We start from the raw sequence: 19,665 nt of genomic DNA, 5'->3' as shown, positions 1-19,665 counted from the left end.
CCGGCGGCCGCGCACAGGAAACGCGGCGCGAACCCACCCGATGCGCGACGCTTTTCCTGTGCCCGGCGGCCGGGGAGCGGGTGCTCCTAGGAGAGCTTGCTCTGGATGGAGCTCATGACGGCCGTGTCGGCGAGCGTGGTGGTGTCGCCCACCTCGCGGCCCTCGGCGACATCCCGCAGCAGGCGGCGCATGATCTTGCCGGAGCGCGTCTTCGGCAGCTCGGTCACGATGTAGATGTCGCGCGGCCGCGCGATCGCACCGATCTGCTCGGAGACGTGCTTGCGCAGGATCTGGGCCGCATCCTCGGCTCCCGCCTCCTCGAGGTGGGACTGCTTGATGATCACGAACGCCACGACCGCCTGACCGGTGGTCTCGTCCGCTGCTCCCACGACGGCCGCCTCGGCGACCATCGGGTTCGCGACCAGCGCCGACTCGATCTCCGCGGTCGACAGGCGGTGCCCGGAGACGTTCATCACGTCGTCCACACGGCCCATCAGCCAGATCTCGCCGTCCTTGTCGTAGCGGGCGCCGTCCCCGGCGAAGTACTTGTCGCCGAACTTGGACCAGTACGTCTCCGTGAACCGCTCCGGGTCTCCCCAGATGCCGCGCAGCATGCTCGGCCACGGCTCGGTGACGACCAGCAGCCCGCCCTGGTCCTTGCCGACCGGGACGCCCGCCTCGTCGAGGATGTCGATCGAGATCCCGGGCAGTGGCACCTGCGCGCTCCCCGGCTTCAGTGTGGTGATTCCGGGGAGGGCGGACACCATGATCGCGCCGGTCTCCGTCTGCCACCAAGTGTCGACGATCGGCGTGCGGTTGCCGCCGATGACCTCCCGGTACCACATCCACGCCTCGGGGTTGATCGGTTCGCCGACCGAGCCGAGCACGCGCAGGCTCGACAGGTCGAACCGCTGCGGGTGCTGCCGGCCGAGCTTCATGAACGAGCGGATCGCGGTCGGCGCCGTGTAGAAGATCGAGACCTTGTACTTCTCGATGATCTCCCACCAGCGGCCGGGATGCGGCGTCTCCGGGGTGCCCTCGTAGAGCACCTGCGTCGCACCGTTGGCGAGCGGGCCGTAGACGACATAGGTGTGGCCGGTGATCCAGCCGACGTCCGCGCTGCACCAGTAGACGTCGCTCTCCGGGTGCAGGTCGAACACGTTCTTGTGCGTGTACGCCGCCTGGGTCAGGTAGCCGCCCGAGGTGTGCAGGATGCCCTTCGGCTTCCCCGTCGTGCCCGAGGTGTAGAGGATGAACAGCGGGTTCTCCGCCGGGAAGGCCTTCGCGACGTGGTCGGCGTCGACGAGGGCGATCTCGTCCTGCCACCACAGGTCGCGGCCTTCGGTCCAGGCCACCTCGTTCTCGCCGCGCTTGACGACGAGGACGTGCTCGACGGTGGTCTCGCCGCCCTGGAGAGCGGCGTCCACCGCGTCCTTGAGGGGGAAGACCCGTCCCTTGCGCCAGCCGCCGTCCGCGGTGATCACCAGCTTCGCCTCGGCGTCGTCGATGCGCGAGCGCAGGCTCTCCGCGCTGAACCCGCCGAAGACGACGGAGTGCACGGCGCCGATGCGCGCGACGGCGAGCATCGCGATGACCGCCTCCGGGATCATCGGCAGGTAGATGGCGACGCGGTCGCCGGTCTGGATGCCGAGGCTGGTCAGCAGGTTGGCCGCCTTCTTGACCTCGGCGGTCAGCTCGGCGTAGGTGAGGGTGCGGGTGTCTCCCGGCTCGCCCTCCCAGTGGATCGCGACGCGGTCGCCGTTGCCGGCGAGGACGTGGCGGTCGAGGCAGTTGTACGCGACGTTCAGCTCGCCGTCGTCGAACCACTTAGCGAACGGCGGGTTCGACCAGTCGAGGGTGCGCGTGAACGGGGTGTTCCAGTGCAGCAGCTCGCGAGCCTGGTCCGCCCAGAATCCGAGGCGGTCCTCCGCCGCGCGTTCGGCGAGCTCTGCGGTGGCCACCGCCCGGGCGGCGAACTCCTCGCTCGGCGCGAAGCGGCGGGCCTCGTGAAGCAGGTTGTCGATTGTGTTGCTCATAGGGAGTCTGTTCGCTCCTTTGCGATGCGAGTGGACGTGTCGTGGCGCGACAATGCCTGACTCTACAGCGTGACCGCGACCGCCTCCGAGCAGACTTGCGTTTGCATTGATTACGCGTAAACTAGTCCGCGGCCGAATGATAAATTCGTGCGTGCGGCGCAATCGATTCCCCCCAATCCTGCGCCGCAGTGGCCGCACCTGTTCCCCCCAATAGGTGCGGCCCCCCTTTTTTAACCCGGATGTCGCCCTCGTGACCGCTCTCAGTGGGGCGAGCGGAGCTCTGCGGGCGGTGTTCTGCACAGGCGCGACGGCGAGCCCGTTCTCCACCGATTCGCGTCTCGCCCGACGGCCCGCGAGGCGGTGTCCGTAGCGTCGGCGACATGGACATCCAGGAGCTGCATCCCGCCTGGCCGAGCGATCGAGCGGCGCGGGCGGGGCCGGAGCGCGGCCTCTGGGCGGTCTTCGGTCCGCTCGCGCCGTACCTGATGCGCACCGACATCACCGACCTGTTCCTCACCGGCGACGGCGAGCTGTGGTCCGACGGCGGGGCGGCGGGGCTGCGCCGCGAGGAGGGCTGGCACGCGGACGAAGCCACCGCGCGGAGCCTCGCCGTTCGCCTGATCGCCCACGGCGGCAGGCACATCGACGAGGCGACGCCGTTCGTCGACGTGCGGCTGCTCGATGGAATCCGCGTGCACGCGGTGCTGCCGCCGATATCGACGCGGGGCACCCTGTTGTCGATCCGCATCCCGGCGCGGGAGGTGCTGCTCCTCGACGACCTGGTCGCGGCCGGGTCGCTCGGCGCCGCCGACCGTGCCGTGATCGAGCGCGCCGTCTCTGCGCGCACCAACGTCCTCGTCACCGGCGCGGGCGGCGCGGGGAAGACGACCCTGCTCGCGGCGATGCTGGCGCACGCGCCGCCGGGAGAGCGGATCGTGGTCATCGAGGACGTGGCGGAGCTCCGCGTCCCGCACCCGCACGTGGTGGGGCTGCAGTCACGGCAGTCGAACCTGGAGGGCGCGGGCGGCGTCGACCTGCGCAGGCTCGTCCGGGAGGCGCTGCGGATGCGGCCGGACCGGCTCGTGCTCGGGGAGTGCCGGGGCGAGGAGATCCGCGACCTGCTCGCGGCGCTGAACACCGGCCACGACGGCGGCGCCGGGACGTTGCACGCCAACTCCATCGCGGACGTGCCGGCCCGGCTGGAGGCGCTCGGCGCCCTGGCGGGATTGACCGAGACGGCGCTCGCGCGCCAGGCGGTCAGTGCGATCGGTCTGGTGATCCACGTCGAGAGACACGACGGCGCGCGGAGGGTGGGCGGCTTCGGCCGGCTCACGCTCCGCCAGGACGGGCGGCTGGACGTGGTGCCCCGTGGCTGAGCGCAGGGCGGGCGGACGGTTGGAGGTGGTGCCCCGTGGCTGAGCGCAGGGCGCGCGGACGGGCGCGGCCGATCGACCCGGACGAGCTCGCGGCGGCCATCGAGGCCCTGGCCGTGCTCCTCGACGCCGGCGTCACGCCGTCGTCGGCGTGGGGTCACGTGGGGGAGGAGCTGACGCACCCGGTGCTGCGCCGGGCGGCGGCCGCGATCACGGCCGGCGCACCGCCGGGGGACACGGTCGTGGAGGCCGCGGCGCGGTCGGCCGACGACGGGGTGCGCGCCCTGGCGACGGTGTGGGTGGTGGCGGAGGAGGCGGGAGCCGCGCTGGCTCCCGCGCTCCGCGGAGCGGCGGCAGCGCTCCGCGACCGAGCCGAGACGGCGCGCGACATCGACGCCTCGATGTCCGGCCCGCGTGCGACGGCGCGGCTCACCGGGTGGATGCCCGTCGTGGGGCTGGTCATGGCCGTCGGGATGGGCGTGGACGTCGTCGGCACGCTGTTCGGCTCCGTCATCGGCGGCGGGCTGCTGATCGCCGGGGCAGCGCTCATGGTGGCGGGCCGGCTCTGGACGCGCCGCCTGGTCGCGGTCGCCGTCGCGCGCGGGGCGGGCGCGGTGGCGGGAACGGAGCACGAGCTCGTGGCGATCGCGCTCGCCGGAGGCGGGTCGGTCGCGGCGGCGCGTTCGCTCGTCGACCGGACGCGTCGGCGGACCCGGCTCGAGGCCACGGACCCGGCCTCGCTCGACCGCGTCCTCCGGATCTCGGAGAGGGCGGGGGCACCGGCGGGCGAGCTGCTCCTCGCGGCGGCGCGGCAGGAGCGCCGCGGGGCCCGTGCCGACGGCCGGGCCGCCGCCTCGGCCCTCGCCGTCCGGTTGCTGCTGCCGCTGGGGGTCTGCGTGCTCCCTGCGTTCCTGCTGCTGGGCGTCGCCCCCGTCGTGCTCTCGCTGCTCTCCTCCACCGTCGGGAGCCTGGGGTGACTGATCCACAGATCGAAGGACGACGCTCCACCGCGGTCGGCGCCACTGGAGGATCGAATCGGAGCCGGCGATGGCCGGCAGGAAGGAGAGGAAGCGATGGAGAGATGGTTGCAACGGTTCTGGCGCGAGGAGCGCGGGGCGACGACGGCGGAGTACGCCGTCACCACGATGGCGGCGGTGGGGTTCGCCGGCGTCCTGCTGATGCTGCTGCGGGGCGACGAGGTCCGCGGCCTCCTCGGCGACCTGGTGCGCCGGGCGCTCAGCGTCGATGGCTGAGCGGGGCCCGCCCGCCGGACGAGCGCGGGAGCGTGACGGCGGAGTTCGCCGCCGCGCTCCCCGCGGTGCTCCTCTGCCTGGCGCTGTGTCTGGCCGCCGTGCAGGCGGGAGCGCAACAGGCCCAGCTGACCGGGACTGCGGCGCAGGCCGCGCGGCTGCTGGCGCGCGGCGAGGACGGAGCGGGTGGCCAGGAAGGGGCTTCGGCCGACGTGGAGCGGGCGGACGGGATGGTGTGCGTGCGTCTGACGGCGCCGAGCGCGGTGACGGGCCTCGCGTCGCTCGGCATCCGGGTGTCGGCGAGTGCGTGCGCGCTGGACGAGGCGATCGACGGGGAGGCGGAGCGGTGACGGCGCACGGGTCGTGGCGGCGCGCCCTCGCCGGCCAGCGCGGCTCGGGCAGCGTCCTCGCAGTGGCGGTGATCGGGGCGACCGTGAGCCTGGCCGCAGGGATGCTCGCTGTCGGCGGGGCCGTCGCGGCGCAGCGGCGCGCGTCGGCCGCGGCGGACCTGTCCGCGCTCGCCGCTGCGGACGTGGCGGTCGGCCGCGTGGCGGGCGATCCCTGCCAGACGGCGGCGGACGTGTCCGCGGCCAACGGCGCAGCGGTGACGGGATGCTCCGCGGACGGCGTCGTGGTCACGGTCACGACGTCCGTCGACTACCTCGGTCTGCCGGCGACGGCGTCGGCGCGCGCCGGGCCGCGGGGAAGCCCGTGACCGCGGCGCGAGGGTCCCTTGCCGGGCACGACCTCAGTCGAAGACCGTCTCCACGTAGCGGTAGGCGACCGCGCTGGGGGAGCCGCTGCCGTCGCCGTCGCCGTACTCGATCTCGGCGCCGGAGGCTCGCACGTAGAGGTAGCGCTTGCCGGCCGTCGAGCCGGGGATCTCCAGCCGCGGCCGGAGGACCCCGTCGTCGAGGAAGGAGGTCGCGATGGTCTTGCCTTCGAGCGGTCCGTCGATGAGCTTGGCGGTGTACGTCGTCATTGATGTCGTTGCCATACCCTCATCATCCTCGCCACCTCCCCGGTGCAACAGGGGCCGGCGGCCGGGAACCGGCGGGTGCGCCGACGGCGAACGGGAACGGGCGATTAGGCACACAACCGGCTCGGGTGTGTATGGTTTGCCTGTCGGGCCACGAGGCCCACGCTCGCCGCCCCGTGCGCGGCGCTCGGGGGGAGCGCGCTACGAATCGCCGTCTCGCGGCGATCCAGCGACACAGTGCGTATATAAGAGGAGTCAGGTGTCCGCCACGAAGAAACTCGTCATCGTCGAGTCTCCGAACAAGGTGAAGTCCATCGCCCAGTACCTGGGCGACGGATACGAGGTCATGGCCTCGGTCGGGCACATCCGCGACCTCATCGAGCCGAAGAACCTGCCGCCGGAGCTCAAGAAGGGCTCGATCGGCAAGTTCTCGGTCGACGTCGACAACGAGTTCGAGCCGTACTATGTGGTCTCCGACCAGAAGCGGAAGACGGTCGCCGACCTCAAGCGCGCCCTCAAGAACGCCGACGAGCTCCTGCTCGCGACGGATGAGGACCGCGAGGGCGAGGCCATCGCGTGGCACCTGGTCGAGGTGCTGAAGCCGAAGGTGCCCGTCAAGCGGATGGTCTTCCACGAGATCACCCGCGAGGCCATCGAGAAGGCGCGCGACAACACCCGCGAGATCGACACCGCGCTCGTCGACGCCCAGGAGACGCGGCGCATCCTCGACCGTCTCTACGGGTACGAGGTGTCTCCCGTGCTCTGGCGCAAGGTCGGACCGGGACTCTCCGCCGGTCGCGTGCAGTCCGCCGCCACCCGGCTGGTCGTCGACCGCGAGCGCGAGCGGCTCGCGTTCGTCCCGGCGAGCTACTGGGGCCTGACGGCGCAGCTCGCCCCGGAGGACGCGGCGACGTTCGAGGCGCGGCTCGCCCGCCTCGACGGCGACAGGGTCGCGACCGGACGCGACTTCGACGACCACGGCCGGCTCACCTCCGCGGCGCGCACGCTGGACGAGGCCGCCGCGAACGCGCTCGCCGACGCCATGCGGCTGCCGAGCACCGTCGTGACCGTCTCCAAGGTCGACTCGAAGCCGTACTCGCGCCGCCCGGCCGCTCCCTTCACCACCTCCACGCTGCAGCAGGAGGCGGCGCGCAAGCTGCGCTTCTCCGCCCGGCAGACCATGAGCGTTGCGCAGACGCTGTACGAGAACGGCTACATCACCTATATGCGCACCGACTCCGCGTCGCTGTCGCAGCAGGCGACGAACGCGGCCCGCGCGCAGGCGGCCAAGCTGTACGGCCCGGAGACGGTGCCGGACAAGCCGCGCGTCTACGCGTCCAAGAGCAAGAACGCCCAGGAGGCGCACGAGGCGATCCGTCCCTCCGGCGAGGTCTTCCGCACGCCGTCCGAGCTGGAGAAGTCGCTCCGCGGCCCCGAGCTGCGGCTGTACGACCTGATCTGGAAGCGCACCGTCGCCTCGCAGATGGCGGACGCCAAGGGACAGACGGCCTCCGTCACCGTCGAGGCCGCCGTCGCAGAGGGTCCGCTCGACGGGACGGTCGCCGAGTTCACCGCGAGCGGCACCGTCATCACCTTCCGCGGCTTCCTCAACGCCTACGAGGAGGGCAAGGACGAGGAGCGCAACAGCTCCGACGCCGCCGAGGCGAAGCTCCCCCCGCTCACCCCCGGCCAGGCGCTCGGCGTCGCGGACGTCGCCGCCGACGGCCACGAGACGACGCCGCCGCCCCGCTACACGGAGGCCAGCCTCGTGAAGACCCTGGAGGAGCTCGGCATCGGGCGCCCCTCCACGTTCGCGAGCATCATCTCCACGATCATCGACCGCGGCTACGTCACGCAGCGCGGTCAGTCCCTCGTGCCCAGCTGGGTCGCCTTCTCCGTCGTCCGGCTGCTGGAGGACTACTTCGCGGACCTCGTGCAGTACGACTTCACCGCCGAGATGGAGGACGACCTCGACCGGATCGCCGACGGCGAGGCGGAGCGCGTCGACTGGCTGAACAGCTTCTATTTCGGCAGCGACAAGCACAAGGGCCTGCGCCGCGTCATCGACAACCTCGGCGAGATCGACGCGCGCAGCATCAACTCGATCGCTATCGACGACGGCGTGACCCTGCGCATCGGCAAGTACGGCCCCTACCTCGAGGTGCAGGAGGCCGGAGCCGCCGAGGACGCGCAGCCCCGCCGGGTCAACATCCCGCCGGACCTCGCGCCGGACGAGCTGACCCCCGCGAAGGCGCACGAGCTGATCGACGCACCCGTCCAGACCGACCGGGTGCTCGGCAGCAACCCCGAGAACGGCAAGCTCGTGCTGGCGAAGGACGGCCGCTTCGGGCCGTACGTCACAGAGGCCGACCCGGAGGAGGAGCCGAAGGCCGACCCGAAAACGGGCGAGGTCGTCGAGGCGAAGAAGCCGGCGAAGAAGGCCGCTGCGCCGAAGCCCCGCACCGCATCCCTCTTCAAGTCGATGGACCTCTCCACGATCGACCTCGCGACCGCCCTGCAGCTGCTCGACCTGCCGCGCGTCGTCGGCGCCGACCCGGAGAGCGGCGAGGAGATCCAGGCGCAGAACGGGCGCTACGGGCCGTACCTGAAGAAGGGGACGGACACCCGGTCGCTGACCAGCGAGGACGACATCTTCACGATCGACCTCGCCGGCGCGCTCGAGCTGTTCGCGCAGCCGAAGTACGGCAACCGCCGCGCCTCCAGTGCGCTGAAGGAGTTCGACGCCGACCCGGTGAGCGGCAAGCCGATCAAGGTCAAGGACGGCCGCTTCGGTCCGTATGTGACCGACGGCGAGACCAACGCGACCATCCCGCGCGGCGAGACGGTCGACGAGGTCGACTTCGATCGCGCCGTGCAGCTGCTGGCGGACAAGCGCGCGAAGGGCCCGGCCAAGAAGGGCGCGAAGCGCACGACGGCGGCCGCGGGCTCGAAGACGACGACCGCCAAGAAGCCCGCCGCCAAGAAGACCACCACCGCCGCGAAGAAGCCCGCCGCGAAGAAGCCCGCCGCCAAGAAGCCGGCGGCCGAGTGAGCGGCGGTCCACGGGCCGGCCTCTTCATCACCCTCGAGGGCGGCGACGGGGTCGGCAAGTCGACGCAGGCGGCGCTCCTCGAGGAGTGGCTGACGGCGGAGGGCAGAACCGTCGTCCGCACCCGCGAGCCCGGCGGCACCGCGGCCGGGGTGGAGATCCGCGAGATCGTCCTTCACCACCGCGGCGACATCGCCCCGCGCGCGGAGGCGCTGCTCTACGCGGCCGACCGAGCGCACCACGTCGCGACGCTGGTGCGGCCGGCGCTGGAGCGCGGCGAGGTCGTCCTGCAGGACCGCTACATCGACTCGTCCGTCGCCTATCAGGGCGCCGGCCGCGTCCTCGGCGGCGACGAGGTGCGCGAGCTGTCGCTGTGGGCGACGGAGGGGCTCCTTCCCGACCTGACCATCCTGCTCGACCTCGACGAGGAGTCCGCCCGCGCGCGGCTGGACACGTCCCGCACGCGCTACGACCGGCTGGAGGCGGAGCGCTCCGAGTTCCACGCGCGGGTGCGCGCCGCGTACCTCGAGCTCGCCGCCGCCGAACCGGACCGGTTCGTCGTCGTCGACGCCTCCCGGCCGGTCGACCAGATCGCCGCCGAGATCGCCGCCGAGATCCGCCGGCGCCTCGCCGGCCGCGTCTGACGGGGCGGTCGAGGTGACGGCGGCGCCGGTGTCCGACGCGCCCGCTAGCCTGGAACGCATGGCGGTGTGGGACGAGCTGACGGGTCAGGACGACGCGATCGCGGTCGTGCGCGCCGCGGCCGCCGGAGCGACGGCACCCGGCACGACCGCCGCCGAGGGCGCGCGCGGCATGACGCATTCGTGGCTGATCACCGGGCCTCCCGGGTCCGGCCGCTCCAACCTCGCCTACGCGTTCGCGACCGCGCTGCTGAGCCCCGGCGACCCCGACGGCGACCTCGCGACGCAGCGGCAGGTGGAGGCGCGCACCCATCCCGATCTCGCCGTGCTCAGCACCGAGCGGGTCATCATCTCGATCGACGAGGTGCGCACGCTCGTCGCCTCCTCGCAGTTCGCACCGTCGGTGTCCCGGTACCGGGTCATGATCATCGAGGACGCGGACCGGATGACCGAGCGCACGTCCAACGTGCTGCTGAAGGCGCTGGAGGAGCCGCCGGAGCGCACGGTCTGGATCATGTGCGCGCCGAGCGACGCCGACCTGCTGCCCACCATCCGCTCCCGTGTGCGCACCGTGCGGCTCAAGGTGCCAGGCGTCGCCGACGTCGCCGAGCTCATCCAGCGGCGGGACGGCGTCGACGCGGAGACCGCGGAGCGGGCCGCTCGGCACGCGCAGAGCCACATCGGCATGGCGCACCGGCTCGCCACCAACGCGGAGGCCCGCCGGCGGCGAGAGCAGACCCTGGAGCTCGCGCTCGGCATCCGCTCGGTCTCCGACGCCGTGCTCGCCGCCGCGACGCTCATCGAGGTCGCGGGCGCCGACGCCAAGGCGATCACCGAGGAACGGGACGCGGAGGAGCGCGAGCACGCGCTGCGCTCGCTCGGCGTAGAACCGGGCGGCGCCATCCCGCCCGCGCTCCGCAGCCAGTTGCGCCAGCTCGAGGAGGACCAGAAGCGCCGGGCCACCCGCAGCCTGCGCGATGGGATCGACCGCATCCTGACCGACCTGCTGTCGCTGTACCGGGACGTGATGATGCTGCAGCTGGGCAGCAGCAGTGAGCTCGTCAACACCGAGCTGCTGCCGAGGCTGGAGGCTCTCAGCGCGCACTCGACTCCTGCCGATACGCTCGCGGCGATGGATGCGGTGCAGACCGCACGGCAGCGGATCGACGGCAACGTCGCCCCCGCGCTCGCCCTCGAGGCCATGCTCATCACCGTTCTTCGCGGCGCCGCCGTGCGAAAGGGGACCGACCTGTGACCAGCCGACCGCGCCGCGCCGTGCGCACCGCCGCCGTGGCGATCGCGGCCGTGATCGCCCTGACGCTCACCGGGTGCGTCACGTGGTTCCTGCCGCCGAAGACCTCCAACACGTCCACCCCTGTCGCGGAGAACGTCGCCGCCGACCTCAAGCCGTTCTACGAGCAGCGGCTCACCTGGTCGAGCTGCGCGAGCGGCAAGCAGTGCGCGACCGCGAAGGCCCCGCTCGACTGGAAGAACCCGGGCGCGGGCGAGATCGAGCTCGCGCTGATCCGGCAGACCGCCAAGGGGACCAAGCAGGGCTCGCTGCTGGTCAACCCCGGCGGCCCCGGCGGCTCCGGCTACGACTTCGTGAAGGACTCGGTCGACTACGCCACCGACGACACGCTCCAGTCGCACTTCGACGTGGTCGGCTTCGACCCGCGCGGTGTCGGTCACTCCACCGCGGTGAAGTGCTACGACGCGGCCCAGATGGACGACTACCTCTACGGCATCACCCCCGGCGTGCGCGGGTCCGACCAGTGGATCGCCGAGAATACGACGGTCGCGAAGGACTTCGGCAGCGCCTGCTCGGCGAAGACGGGCGCTCTGCTGGAGCACGTCGACACCGTCAGCGCCGCGCGCGACCTCGACCTGCTGCGCGCCGTGCTCGGCGACACGAAGCTGAACTACCTCGGCTACTCCTACGGCACGTACCTCGGGGCGGTCTACGCCGATCTCTACCCCGGCAAGACCGGCCGGCTCGTGCTCGACGGAGCCCTCGACCCCGCGGCGAGCAACTTCGAGGTGACCAAGGTGCAGGCGGAGGGCTTCGAGAGCGCGCTGCGGGCCTACCTCAAGGACTGCCTGACCCAGAAGGACTGCCCGTTCACGGGGACGGTCGACGACGGGATGAAGACCATCTCGCAGCTGCTCGCCTCGGTCGAGCAGAGCCCCATCCGCAACAGCGACGGTCGCGAGCTCGGGGCGAACACGCTCGTCACCGCGATCATCTACCCGCTCTACGACGCCACAGCGTGGTCGTACCTGAGCAGCATGTTCGCGCAGGTGATGAAGGGCGACGCCGAGGCCGCGTTCACCCTCGCCGACGGCTACAACAGCCGGAACAGCGACGGCACGTACAGCGACAACTCCACCGAGGCGTTCATGGCGATCAACTGCCTGGACTACACCTACGACGCCGACCCCACGACCATGCGCGCGCAGGCCAAGGAGCTCGCCGCCGCCGCTCCGATCATCGGCCCGTACATGTCCTACGGCGACATCGGCTGCGCGAACTGGCCGTACACCTCGACCGTGGAGCGCGGCCCCATCGCCGCGAAGGGCTCCGCCCCGATCCTGGTGGTAGGCACCACGAACGACCCGGCCACGCCGTACGTGTGGGCGAAGAACCTGTCCTCCGAACTGGAGAACGGACACCTGCTCACCTACAAGGGCGAGGGCCACACCGCGTACAACAAGTCCAACTCGTGCGTGAACGACACCGTGGACGCCTTCCTCGTGGACGGGAAGCTCCCCGCCGACGGCAAGACCTGCTGACCCGCCGGGGTGAGTGGTGCAATTTTGCAGCGGATGAAATAATCGAGTCGTGACTTCCCCCGCTCCCGAGGGTGTCGCGGAGCTCGGCCTCCGCGAACGCAAGCGCCTCGCGACCCGGCGCGCCATCCAGCTGGCCGCGCTCGAGCTGGCGAGCGAGCGCGGCTTCGACAAGGTGACGGTGGACGAGATCAGCCACGCGGCCAACGTCTCGCCGCGCACGTTCTTCAACTACTTCCCGTCCAAGGAGTCGGCGATCATCGGCGAGCTCCCCGAGCTCCCGGACGAGGAGAGCATCGAGCGGTTCGTGGACGCGGGACCGGAGGAGCCGATCCTGGACGGGATGAGCACCCTGCTCATCGCGGCGATCGACACCGGCGACCTCGGCGACCCGCTGCTGCCGGGGGAGAAGGCCGCGAGCGCGCAGGAGCTGCACGTGCTCCGACGCGCGCTGCTCAAGGACAACCCCGAGCTGTTCGCGCAGCGCATGGCGAGCATGCACACCTTCGAGGATGCGCTCAGCGCCGTCGTCCAGCGCCGCCTCGCGCACGACGACCCCGAGCTCGCGGCCGACGACCCCGAGGCCCTGCACCAGCGCGCCAGGCTCGTCACCTACGTCGCGTTCGCCGGGATGCGGCACGCGTGGTCGTGCTGGGCGGATCACGGAGGGGTCGAGCCGCTGAGCGACCGGCTGCGCAGCTCGTTCGAGCAGCTGCAGGCGCTCGGCGCGCACGTCCACTGAGGGCTCCCCCGCGGTGGTCGAGAGCACCCGCGCGGATCGGGTAAGCTATCTGATTGTGTCCGGGCGTCAGCCGCGGTCACGCCGCCCTAGCTCAGTCGGCAGAGCATCTCACTCGTAATGAGAAGGTCAAGGGTTCGATTCCCTTGGGCGGCTCCGGAGAACACGAAAGGCCCGCGCACTGCGCGGGCCTTTCGCCTTCCCGGGGAGGGCGACCGTGCGTCCGAGCCTGGCGGGCTAGCCCGTGGCGCTATCCAGGTAGGCCGGGTACCATGCTCGGATGCACGAATCGGACTCGACCGACGACACGCATGTCTCGAATCCCCCCGCCTCGCCCTCGTCCTCGTCCCGCACGGGACGCCGGGCCGCCGAGGCGAACCAGGGGAGCGGAGGGATCCGCTCCGCGGCCTCCGGCGCCGTCTCGGGAGTGCTGACCGCGATCCGGCGGCACCCGAAGGCGTGGATCGCCGCGGGAGCCGCGGCGGCGTTCGTGATCCTCGGCACCGGGAGCGTCGCGCTCGGCGCGACCGTCGGCGCGCCCTCCGCCGTCGCGGCGCCGGCGCCCAGCCACAGTGCGACGGCGTCCGCCACGGCGACGCCCACCCCGACGCCGACGAAGGCCGCGGCCCCGGCCCGACCGGTGCCGGCCGCGCAGCCGGCGGCCAGCCGTATCCACACCTGCTCGGTCGCGTCGCTCGCGCAGGACGGCCGCCTCGGCAACCTGGAGGCGCAGGTGGTGGACGCCAAGACCGGGCAGGCGCTCTTCGACCGCAACGGCACCAAGGCGGGCCCCACCGCGTCCGTGCTGAAGACCCTCACCTCGGCCGCGGCTCTCGCGACGCTCGGCCCCGACTACCGCGTCTCCACGACCGTCGTCGCGGGCAGCGCGCCCGGCCAGGTCGTGATCGTCGGCGGCGGCGACGTCACCCTCTCCCGGCTCCCGGGCGGCCAGGGCGCGTTCTACACCGGCGCCCCGTCCATCCAGGACCTCGCGACGCAGACCAAGCAGGCGCTCGGCGGTCAGCCGGTCACCTCGATCGTGGTCGACACCTCGCTGTTCGGCGGCCCGGTCTGGCAGCCCAGCTGGGACGAGCACGAGGAGCGCGTCGTCGAGGGCTCGACGCCGTACATGACCGCGCTCATGGTGGACGGCGACCGCGACGACCCCGGCGCCGTCGAGTCCCCGCGCAGCACCGACCCGGTCGGCCGCGCCGTGCAGTACTTCCAGCAGTACCTCGGCACGAACGTGCCGGTCAGCTCCGGGGCGGCACCGGCCGGCGCCCGGCAGCTCGCCGCGGTGCAGTCGCAGCCGGTGACGACGCTCATCGAGCAGGCGATGAAGTACTCCGACAACACGATCATGGAGGAGCTGGCCAGGCTCGTCGCGATCAAGACCGGCGCAGGCAACACCTTCGACGCCGAGAACGCGGGAGTGCTCGCCGGGCTGAAGGCCTACGGCATCGACACGACGGGCATCCACATCGCCGACGGCTCGGGCCTCAGCGCGGACAACGCGGTCCCGCCGTCCTACCTCACCCAGCTCTTCATCAAGGTCCTGAACCGGCAGAACGGCCTGGGCGTCGTCTACGACGGCCTGCCCGTCTCCGGCCAGTCCGGCACGCTCGGCCCCGGCTACAACCGGTTCACCGGGGACAACGCGGTCGCGCGCGGCGCCGTGCACGCCAAGACCGGCTGGATCGACAACGGCTACACGCTCGCCGGCATCGTGGATGCGGCGGACGGCACCCAGCTCACCTTCGCCGTGTTCGCGCTCGGCCCGGTGAGCGACAATGCCAAGCAGGCGATCGACTCGCTCGTCACCGGCTTCTACAAGTGCGGCGGCAACCTCTCCAACAGCTAGCGCAGGAGGCGCGATGGGCAAGGCGCTCTTCATCATCGACGTGCAGAACGACTTCACCGAGGGTGGGGCGCTCGGGGTGGACGGGGGAGCGGCGGTCGCCGCCGGCATCAGCCGGTACCTCGCCGCGCACGCCGCGGACTACACGATCGTGCTCGCCAGCAGGGACTGGCACGACGGCGGGAACGACAACGGTGGCCACTTCGCGACCGACGCGGAACCGGACTACGTCGAGACCTGGCCTGCGCACTGCGTCGCGGGGACCCGCGGGGCCGAGTACCACCCGGACCTGGACACCTCCGCGGTCAGCTACCACGTGCGCAAGGGCCAGGGCGTTCCCGCGTACTCGATCTTCGAGGGCAGGACCGACGCCGGGTCGAGCGTGCACAACCTGCTGGACGAGCACGGCATCGACACGGTGGACGTCGCCGGCATCGCGACCGACTACTGCGTGCGCGCGTCCGCGCTGGACGCGCTCGCCCACGGCCAGCGCGTGCGGGTCCTCACCGGGCTGGTGGCGGGCGTCGCCGCCGAGTCCTCGTCCGCGGCGCTCGCGGAGCTGGCGCACGCGGGGGCGGAGCTCGTCGAGGACGTCTGATCACGCCCCGCTGGCGGGGCACCCGGATGGACGCTAAGCTGATTACTAACTTGGCTAGCTAATTCTGGAGGCGAAATGTCGGGGAAGCCCGCGCGCTGGCTGCGCATCGTGGTGCCGGTGGTGCTCATCCTGGTGTGGCTCGTGCTCGCCGGCTTCGGTGGCCCCACCTTCGGCAAGCTCTCCGGCGTTTCCAGCAACGACCAGGCCGCCTTCCTGCCCGCGAGCGCCGAGTCGACGAAGGTGCAGGACTGGCAGAAGCGCTTCACCGACTCCACCGCGATCCCGGCCATCGTCGTCGTGCAGGCGGACGAGAAGATCCCGGCGGCCGACCTCGCCCAGTACGCGCAGCTCGGCAGCCGGCTCGGCGAGGTGGACGGCGTGCAGCCGCCGGAGTCCGGGCAGAGCTCGAGCGTCGCCGGGCCCATCCCGTCCGATGACGGGCGCGCCGTCGAGTTCATCGTCCCGATCGCCGACTCCGACGAGGTCAAGACGGTCGTCGCCGACCTCCGCGGCGTGCTGAAGGACGAGCTGCCCTCCGGGACGCAGGGCTGGGTCACCGGTCCCGCCGGCCTCACCGCCGACCTGGTGAACGCCTTCGGCGGCATCGACGGCATCCTGCTGCTCGTGGCCGTCGCCGCGGTGTTCGTCATCCTGCTGCTGGTCTACCGCGCGCTGCTGCTGCCGTTCCTGGTGCTGCTCACCTCGGTCTTCGCGCTGTGCGCCGCCATCCTCGTCGTCTACCTGTTCGCGCTGTGGGGCTGGATCAAGCTGAGCGGCCAGAGCCAGGGCATCCTGTCGATCCTGGTGATCGGCGCAGCCACCGACTACTCGCTGCTACTGGTCGCGCGCTATCGCGAGGCGCTGGAGCAGAACGAGTCGCGCTGGACGGCCATCCTGCGCGCCTGGAAGGCGGCCTTCGAGCCGATCCTCGCCTCCGGTGTCACGGTCATCCTCGCGCTGCTGTGCCTGCTGTTCTCCGACCTGAACTCCAACAAGAGCCTCGGCCCGATCGCCGCCATCGGCATCGTCTTCTCGCTGCTCTCCGCGCTCACCCTGCTGCCGACCCTGCTCGCGGTGTTCGGCCGCGCCGCGTTCTGGCCGTTCCGGCCGACGTACGCGGAGCACGCGCACGAGCACCGGCACGCCGACGCGGAGCAGGTGCCGGGCCTGGCCGGTATCCGCGGGATCTGGCGCCGGGTCGGGACGCTCATCGCGCGCCGGCCGCGGATCACCTGGATCGTCTCCTGCCTCGTCCTCGCGGCGTGCGCGCTCGGCCTCACCCAGCTGAAGGCGAACGGCGTCGAGCAGACCGACCTGGTGCTCTCGCAGTCGGACGCCGCGGACGGCCAGAAGATCCTCGCGAAGCACTTCGACGCCGGCTCCGGCTCCCCGGTGCTGATCGTCGCGCGGGAGTCCGACGCGGACGCGGTGCTCGCGGCGGTGGAGAAGACCGACGGCATCGCCTCCGCGACCGTCTACGCGGGCAACGTGCGGCCGCAGAGTGCGCAGGACGGCGCGTCGCAGGGCGGCCGGCCGGGCGCGGCCCCTGCCCCCGCGCCGGAGCCGATCGTGAAGGACGGCAGGGTGCTCATCCAGGCGACCCTGGACTCCGAGCCGGACTCCGCCCAGGCCGAGCAGGTGGTGCGCGACCTTCGCGAGACGCTGCCGTCGACCGACTCCGACGTGCTCGTCGGCGGCGTGACGGCGATCGCCCTGGACACGAACGTCACGGCGCAGAGCGACCTGGCGAAGATCATCCCGATCGTGCTCGGCGTCATCCTGATCATCCTGATGCTGCTGCTGCGCTCGATCCTCGCGCCGGTCCTCCTGATCGGGAGCGTCGTGCTCTCCTACGCCGCCGCGCTCGGGGTGTCCGCGCTGGTGTTCAACCACCTGTTCGGCTTCCCCGGCGCCGACGCCGCGGTTCCGCTGTTCGGCTTCGTGTTCCTGGTGGCGCTCGGCGTCGACTACAACATCTTCCTGATGACGCGCGTGCGCGAGGAGTCGCTGCGGATCGGGACGCGGCCCGGCATCCTGCGTGGCCTCGGGCTCACCGGCAGCGTGATCACCTCCGCCGGCATCGTGCTGGCGGCGACGTTCGCGGCGCTCGCGGTCATCCCGATCCTGTTCCTGGTGCAGATCGCGTTTATCGTCGCCTTCGGCGTCCTGCTCGATACGGTGCTGGTGCGCTCGCTCCTGGTCCCTGCGCTCTCCTACGACATCGGGAAGGCGATCTGGTGGCCGTCGCGGCTGTGGCGAGAGGACAAAGTGCGCACGAAGCCGGTCGAATCCGCCCGCTGACTGGACAACCTGCATAGCCGAGGCCTCCCGCGTTGCTCGGATGTCGCGCGGTCCGCGAGAGTTTCAGGCATGACCTCCACGATCCTCGAGAAGGTCTCCGCGCACGCCGCAGAAGCCGCGTTGCTGCGACGGCTCTACCGGACCATGGCCGCCGTCCGCCGGCTGGACAGGGAGGCGGTGGCCCTGCGCGGCCGCGGAGTCCTGCCCCGCTACTCCAGCGTGCTCGGGCGGGAGGCCGTCCAGGCCGGCGCGGTGTCGGCGCTCGACGCGGCGCGGGACGAGGCGTTCCCCGCTGACGACGAGCTGGGCATCGCGATCGCCTGGGGCCGGGATCCGGCCGACGCACTCGCATCCCGGCGGTCCCGGACCGGAGCCGGCGGACTCGGCGGCCCCGTCGCCCACGCCGTCGGCTGGGCGCTGGGGGCCAAGCTGGACCGCACCGGCGGCTGCGCGCTCGTCGGTCTCGGGCCGGGCGCCGGATCGAGCGCGGAGGTGCGCGAGGCGATCCGCACCGCCCGGGCCGCCGCACTCCCGGTCGTCTTCCTCTCCACCTCGGGCAGGGGCGAGAGTGCGGTGATGCCCGTCCTGCTGGTCGACGGCGCCGACGCGGCCGCCGTGCACGCGGCCACCGCGGACGCGCTCGCCCAGGTGCGCGCCGGCATCGGTCCGCTGCTCATCGACGCCGTGCTGCCGGGACGCGAGGCGTGGCCGGCCAGGGACCCGCTGCTGCTCTGCGAGCGCCGGCTGCGCGAGACCGGGACGGTGGGCGACGCGTTCTTCGCCCAGGTCGCCGACACCTCCGACGCGCTCGCGGAGCAGGTGCGCGGCCGGCTCGCCGCCGCGTGAGTCGGCGCGCCCGCCCGTCGCATCGGAGATGATGGGCCCATGCGCATCCACGTCGACCGCCATCCAGGGCAGGACCCGGTGCTCCTCGTCCACGGCTTCGCCACCACCGGCGCCCTGACCTGGGAGGCGACGGGCTGGGTCGCCGCGCTCGCGGAGGCCGGCCGCGGCGCCGTCGTGCCGGACCTGCGCGGACACGGCGCGTCGGAGAAGCCGCACGAGGCGTCCGCGTACTCGCCCGACCTGCTGGCGCAGGATCTCGTCGCCGTGCTCGACGAGCAGGGGCTCGGCAGCGTCGACGTCATCGGCTACTCGATGGGCAGCTGGGTCGCGCTCGCCCTGACCACGCTCGCCCCGCAGCGCGTGCGCCGGCTGGTTGTCGGCGGTGTCGGGACGGTCGAGCAGTTCGGGCGCTGGGGCGTCGCGGAGGTGCAGCGCGCCATCCTGGACGGCGTGGACGCCCTGCCGCCCGAGTCGCCGCTCGCGCCGCTGCTCGCGTCGCTGCGCCAGGCGCCCGGCGTCGACAGGGAGGCGCTCGCCGCGTGCGCGGCCGGGATGGCGGCTCACCCGCTTCCGCTCGCCTCCACGGCCCCGACTCTGCTGGTCGTCGGGGACGCGGATCCCGTCGCCGAGGGCGTGGACGACGCGGCCGCTCTGCTCGGGGCCGAGCTCGTCGTGCTCCCGCGCCGGAACCACATCACCACGCTGTCCGCACGCGGCTTCAAGCAGGCTGCGCTCCCGTTCCTGGGAGCTTCGGTCAGCGCGTAGGCGGCCAGGGGGAGTGGTCGTACGATGTGCGAGGACCGACTGTGATCGCCCTGGAGACCGCGACCGGCCACCGCTCGGTGCCGGTGGTGCGCTCCGCGGTGGAGGACGAGAGGAACGACTGATGACGATGGATGAGAAGACCCTGCTCGAGCGCGTCCCCGACCGGCTGTTCATCGGCGGCGAATGGGTGACCGGGTCGGCGGGGACGCTCATCGTCTACGACCCCGCCACCGGGGACGCCATCCGGGAGATCGCGGATGCGTCGCCGGAGGATGGTGTGCGTGCTCTGGATGCGGCGGTGGCGGTGCAGGAGGAGTGGGCGGCGACGGCGCCGCGGGTGCGGGGGGAGATTCTGCGGAGGGCGTTCGATCTGCTGCAGGAGCGGCGGGACGAGTTCGCGTTGCTGATGACGTTGGAGATGGGCAAGCCGCTGGCGGAGG

At 72.0% G+C, this 19,665-nt stretch carries 18 protein-coding genes and 1 tRNA gene; 17 read left to right on the top strand and 2 right to left on the bottom strand.

Annotated elements, in window-relative coordinates; all coding sequences use genetic code 11:
- Window positions 1–86: 86 nt before the first annotated feature.
- Window positions 87–2,036 carry an acetate--CoA ligase gene (acs, locus tag ACTHMF_RS15895; RefSeq protein WP_440318928.1) on the bottom strand — a complete coding sequence of 650 codons (1,950 nt, stop codon included), beginning with the start codon at window positions 2,034–2,036 and terminating at the stop codon, window positions 87–89.
- A gap of 380 nt (window positions 2,037–2,416) precedes the next feature.
- Here acs and ACTHMF_RS15890 point away from each other — a divergent pair, with 380 nt between their 5' ends.
- The 5 genes from ACTHMF_RS15890 (at window position 2,417) to ACTHMF_RS15870 (ending at window position 5,374) form a co-directional block, all read left to right on the top strand.
- Window positions 2,417–3,412: a TadA family conjugal transfer-associated ATPase gene (locus ACTHMF_RS15890; RefSeq protein WP_440318926.1), complete on the top strand. Its 996-nt coding sequence runs from the start codon at window positions 2,417–2,419 to the stop codon at window positions 3,410–3,412.
- A gap of 35 nt (window positions 3,413–3,447) precedes the next feature.
- Window positions 3,448–4,386 (top strand): type II secretion system F family protein, encoded by a 939-nt coding sequence (locus ACTHMF_RS15885; RefSeq protein WP_440318924.1) that lies wholly within the window; start codon window positions 3,448–3,450, stop codon window positions 4,384–4,386.
- A 96-nt stretch (window positions 4,387–4,482) separates the two neighbouring features.
- Window positions 4,483–4,662, top strand: a complete 180-nt coding sequence (locus ACTHMF_RS15880) for a DUF4244 domain-containing protein (protein WP_314149721.1) — start codon at window positions 4,483–4,485, stop codon at window positions 4,660–4,662.
- A 32-nt stretch (window positions 4,663–4,694) separates the two neighbouring features.
- Window positions 4,695–5,009 carry a hypothetical protein gene (locus ACTHMF_RS15875; protein WP_440318922.1) on the top strand — a complete coding sequence of 105 codons (315 nt, stop codon included), beginning with the start codon at window positions 4,695–4,697 and terminating at the stop codon, window positions 5,007–5,009.
- Window positions 5,006–5,374, top strand: a complete 369-nt coding sequence (locus ACTHMF_RS15870; protein ID WP_440318920.1) for an Rv3654c family TadE-like protein — start codon at window positions 5,006–5,008, stop codon at window positions 5,372–5,374. The genes ACTHMF_RS15875 and ACTHMF_RS15870 overlap by 4 nt, the downstream gene beginning before the upstream one ends.
- A 33-nt stretch (window positions 5,375–5,407) precedes the next feature.
- On the opposite strand, the gene ACTHMF_RS15865 is transcribed toward ACTHMF_RS15870, so the two are convergent.
- The gene (locus ACTHMF_RS15865) at window positions 5,408–5,656 is read right to left on the bottom strand and encodes a hypothetical protein (protein ID WP_314148216.1); all 249 of its coding nucleotides are present in this window, start codon (window positions 5,654–5,656) and stop codon (window positions 5,408–5,410) included.
- A gap of 241 nt (window positions 5,657–5,897) precedes the next feature.
- Here ACTHMF_RS15865 and topA point away from each other — a divergent pair, with 241 nt between their 5' ends.
- From topA to ACTHMF_RS15805, 12 genes are all read left to right on the top strand, one after another.
- Entirely contained in the window at window positions 5,898–8,690 is a 2,793-nt protein-coding gene (gene topA / locus ACTHMF_RS15860) for a type I DNA topoisomerase (protein WP_440318917.1), read from the top strand.
- Window positions 8,687–9,331 carry a dTMP kinase gene (gene tmk / locus ACTHMF_RS15855; protein WP_314148218.1) on the top strand — a complete coding sequence of 215 codons (645 nt, stop codon included), beginning with the start codon at window positions 8,687–8,689 and terminating at the stop codon, window positions 9,329–9,331. Before topA ends, tmk begins: the two co-directional genes overlap by 4 nt.
- Window positions 9,332–9,389: 58 nt before the next feature.
- Window positions 9,390–10,583, top strand: a complete 1,194-nt coding sequence (locus tag ACTHMF_RS15850) for a DNA polymerase III subunit delta' (RefSeq protein ID WP_440318915.1) — start codon at window positions 9,390–9,392, stop codon at window positions 10,581–10,583.
- Window positions 10,580–12,121 carry an alpha/beta hydrolase gene (locus tag ACTHMF_RS15845; RefSeq protein ID WP_440318913.1) on the top strand — a complete coding sequence of 514 codons (1,542 nt, stop codon included), beginning with the start codon at window positions 10,580–10,582 and terminating at the stop codon, window positions 12,119–12,121. The genes ACTHMF_RS15850 and ACTHMF_RS15845 overlap by 4 nt, the downstream gene beginning before the upstream one ends.
- Before the next feature lie 49 nt (window positions 12,122–12,170).
- On the top strand, window positions 12,171–12,860 hold the full coding sequence (locus ACTHMF_RS15840; protein ID WP_314148221.1) for a TetR family transcriptional regulator: 690 nt from the start codon (window positions 12,171–12,173) through the stop codon (window positions 12,858–12,860).
- An 80-nt stretch (window positions 12,861–12,940) separates the two neighbouring features.
- Window positions 12,941–13,013: transfer RNA gene (locus tag ACTHMF_RS15835), tRNA-Thr, on the top strand.
- A 124-nt stretch (window positions 13,014–13,137) separates the two neighbouring features.
- Entirely contained in the window at window positions 13,138–14,718 is a 1,581-nt protein-coding gene (gene dacB, locus ACTHMF_RS15830; RefSeq protein ID WP_440318911.1) for a D-alanyl-D-alanine carboxypeptidase/D-alanyl-D-alanine endopeptidase, read from the top strand.
- Between the two features lie 13 nt (window positions 14,719–14,731).
- Entirely contained in the window at window positions 14,732–15,313 is a 582-nt protein-coding gene (locus ACTHMF_RS15825) for an isochorismatase family protein (RefSeq protein ID WP_314146888.1), read from the top strand.
- Between the two features lie 75 nt (window positions 15,314–15,388).
- Window positions 15,389–17,614, top strand: coding sequence for an MMPL family transporter (locus ACTHMF_RS15820; protein WP_440318908.1), 2,226 nt, complete (start codon window positions 15,389–15,391; stop codon window positions 17,612–17,614).
- A 69-nt stretch (window positions 17,615–17,683) separates the two neighbouring features.
- A complete protein-coding gene (locus tag ACTHMF_RS15815; protein ID WP_440318906.1) occupies window positions 17,684–18,460 on the top strand; it encodes a thiamine pyrophosphate-dependent enzyme in 777 nt (258 codons plus the stop codon).
- A gap of 39 nt (window positions 18,461–18,499) precedes the next feature.
- Window positions 18,500–19,225, top strand: a complete 726-nt coding sequence (locus tag ACTHMF_RS15810; RefSeq protein ID WP_314146891.1) for an alpha/beta fold hydrolase — start codon at window positions 18,500–18,502, stop codon at window positions 19,223–19,225.
- A 127-nt stretch (window positions 19,226–19,352) separates the two neighbouring features.
- A partial coding sequence (locus ACTHMF_RS15805) for an aldehyde dehydrogenase family protein (RefSeq protein WP_440318930.1) occupies window positions 19,353–19,665 on the top strand: 313 nt, incomplete at its 3' end.

This window comes from Leifsonia sp. (assembly GCF_051955155.1).
Lineage (GTDB): Bacteria > Actinomycetota > Actinomycetes > Actinomycetales > Microbacteriaceae > Leifsonia.
This window is presented reverse-complemented; position numbering and strand designations above follow the sequence as displayed.

Excerpts from the sequence above, each read along its gene's own strand:
- ACTHMF_RS15880 (WP_314149721.1), top strand. The coding sequence starts at position 4,483 with ATGGAGAGATGGTTGCAACGGTTCTGGCGCGAGGAGCGCGGGGCGACG.
- ACTHMF_RS15820 (WP_440318908.1), top strand. The coding sequence starts at position 15,389 with ATGTCGGGGAAGCCCGCGCGCTGGCTGCGCATCGTGGTGCCGGTGGTG.
- ACTHMF_RS15825 (WP_314146888.1), top strand. The coding sequence starts at position 14,732 with ATGGGCAAGGCGCTCTTCATCATCGACGTGCAGAACGACTTCACCGAG.
- ACTHMF_RS15890 (WP_440318926.1), top strand. The coding sequence starts at position 2,417 with ATGGACATCCAGGAGCTGCATCCCGCCTGGCCGAGCGATCGAGCGGCG.
- ACTHMF_RS15810 (WP_314146891.1), top strand. The coding sequence starts at position 18,500 with ATGCGCATCCACGTCGACCGCCATCCAGGGCAGGACCCGGTGCTCCTC.
- ACTHMF_RS15815 (WP_440318906.1), top strand. The coding sequence starts at position 17,684 with ATGACCTCCACGATCCTCGAGAAGGTCTCCGCGCACGCCGCAGAAGCC.
- ACTHMF_RS15865 (WP_314148216.1), bottom strand. The coding sequence starts at position 5,656 with ATGGCAACGACATCAATGACGACGTACACCGCCAAGCTCATCGACGGA.
- ACTHMF_RS15850 (WP_440318915.1), top strand. The coding sequence starts at position 9,390 with ATGGCGGTGTGGGACGAGCTGACGGGTCAGGACGACGCGATCGCGGTC.
- acs (WP_440318928.1), bottom strand. The coding sequence starts at position 2,036 with ATGAGCAACACAATCGACAACCTGCTTCACGAGGCCCGCCGCTTCGCG.
- dacB (WP_440318911.1), top strand. The coding sequence starts at position 13,138 with ATGCACGAATCGGACTCGACCGACGACACGCATGTCTCGAATCCCCCC.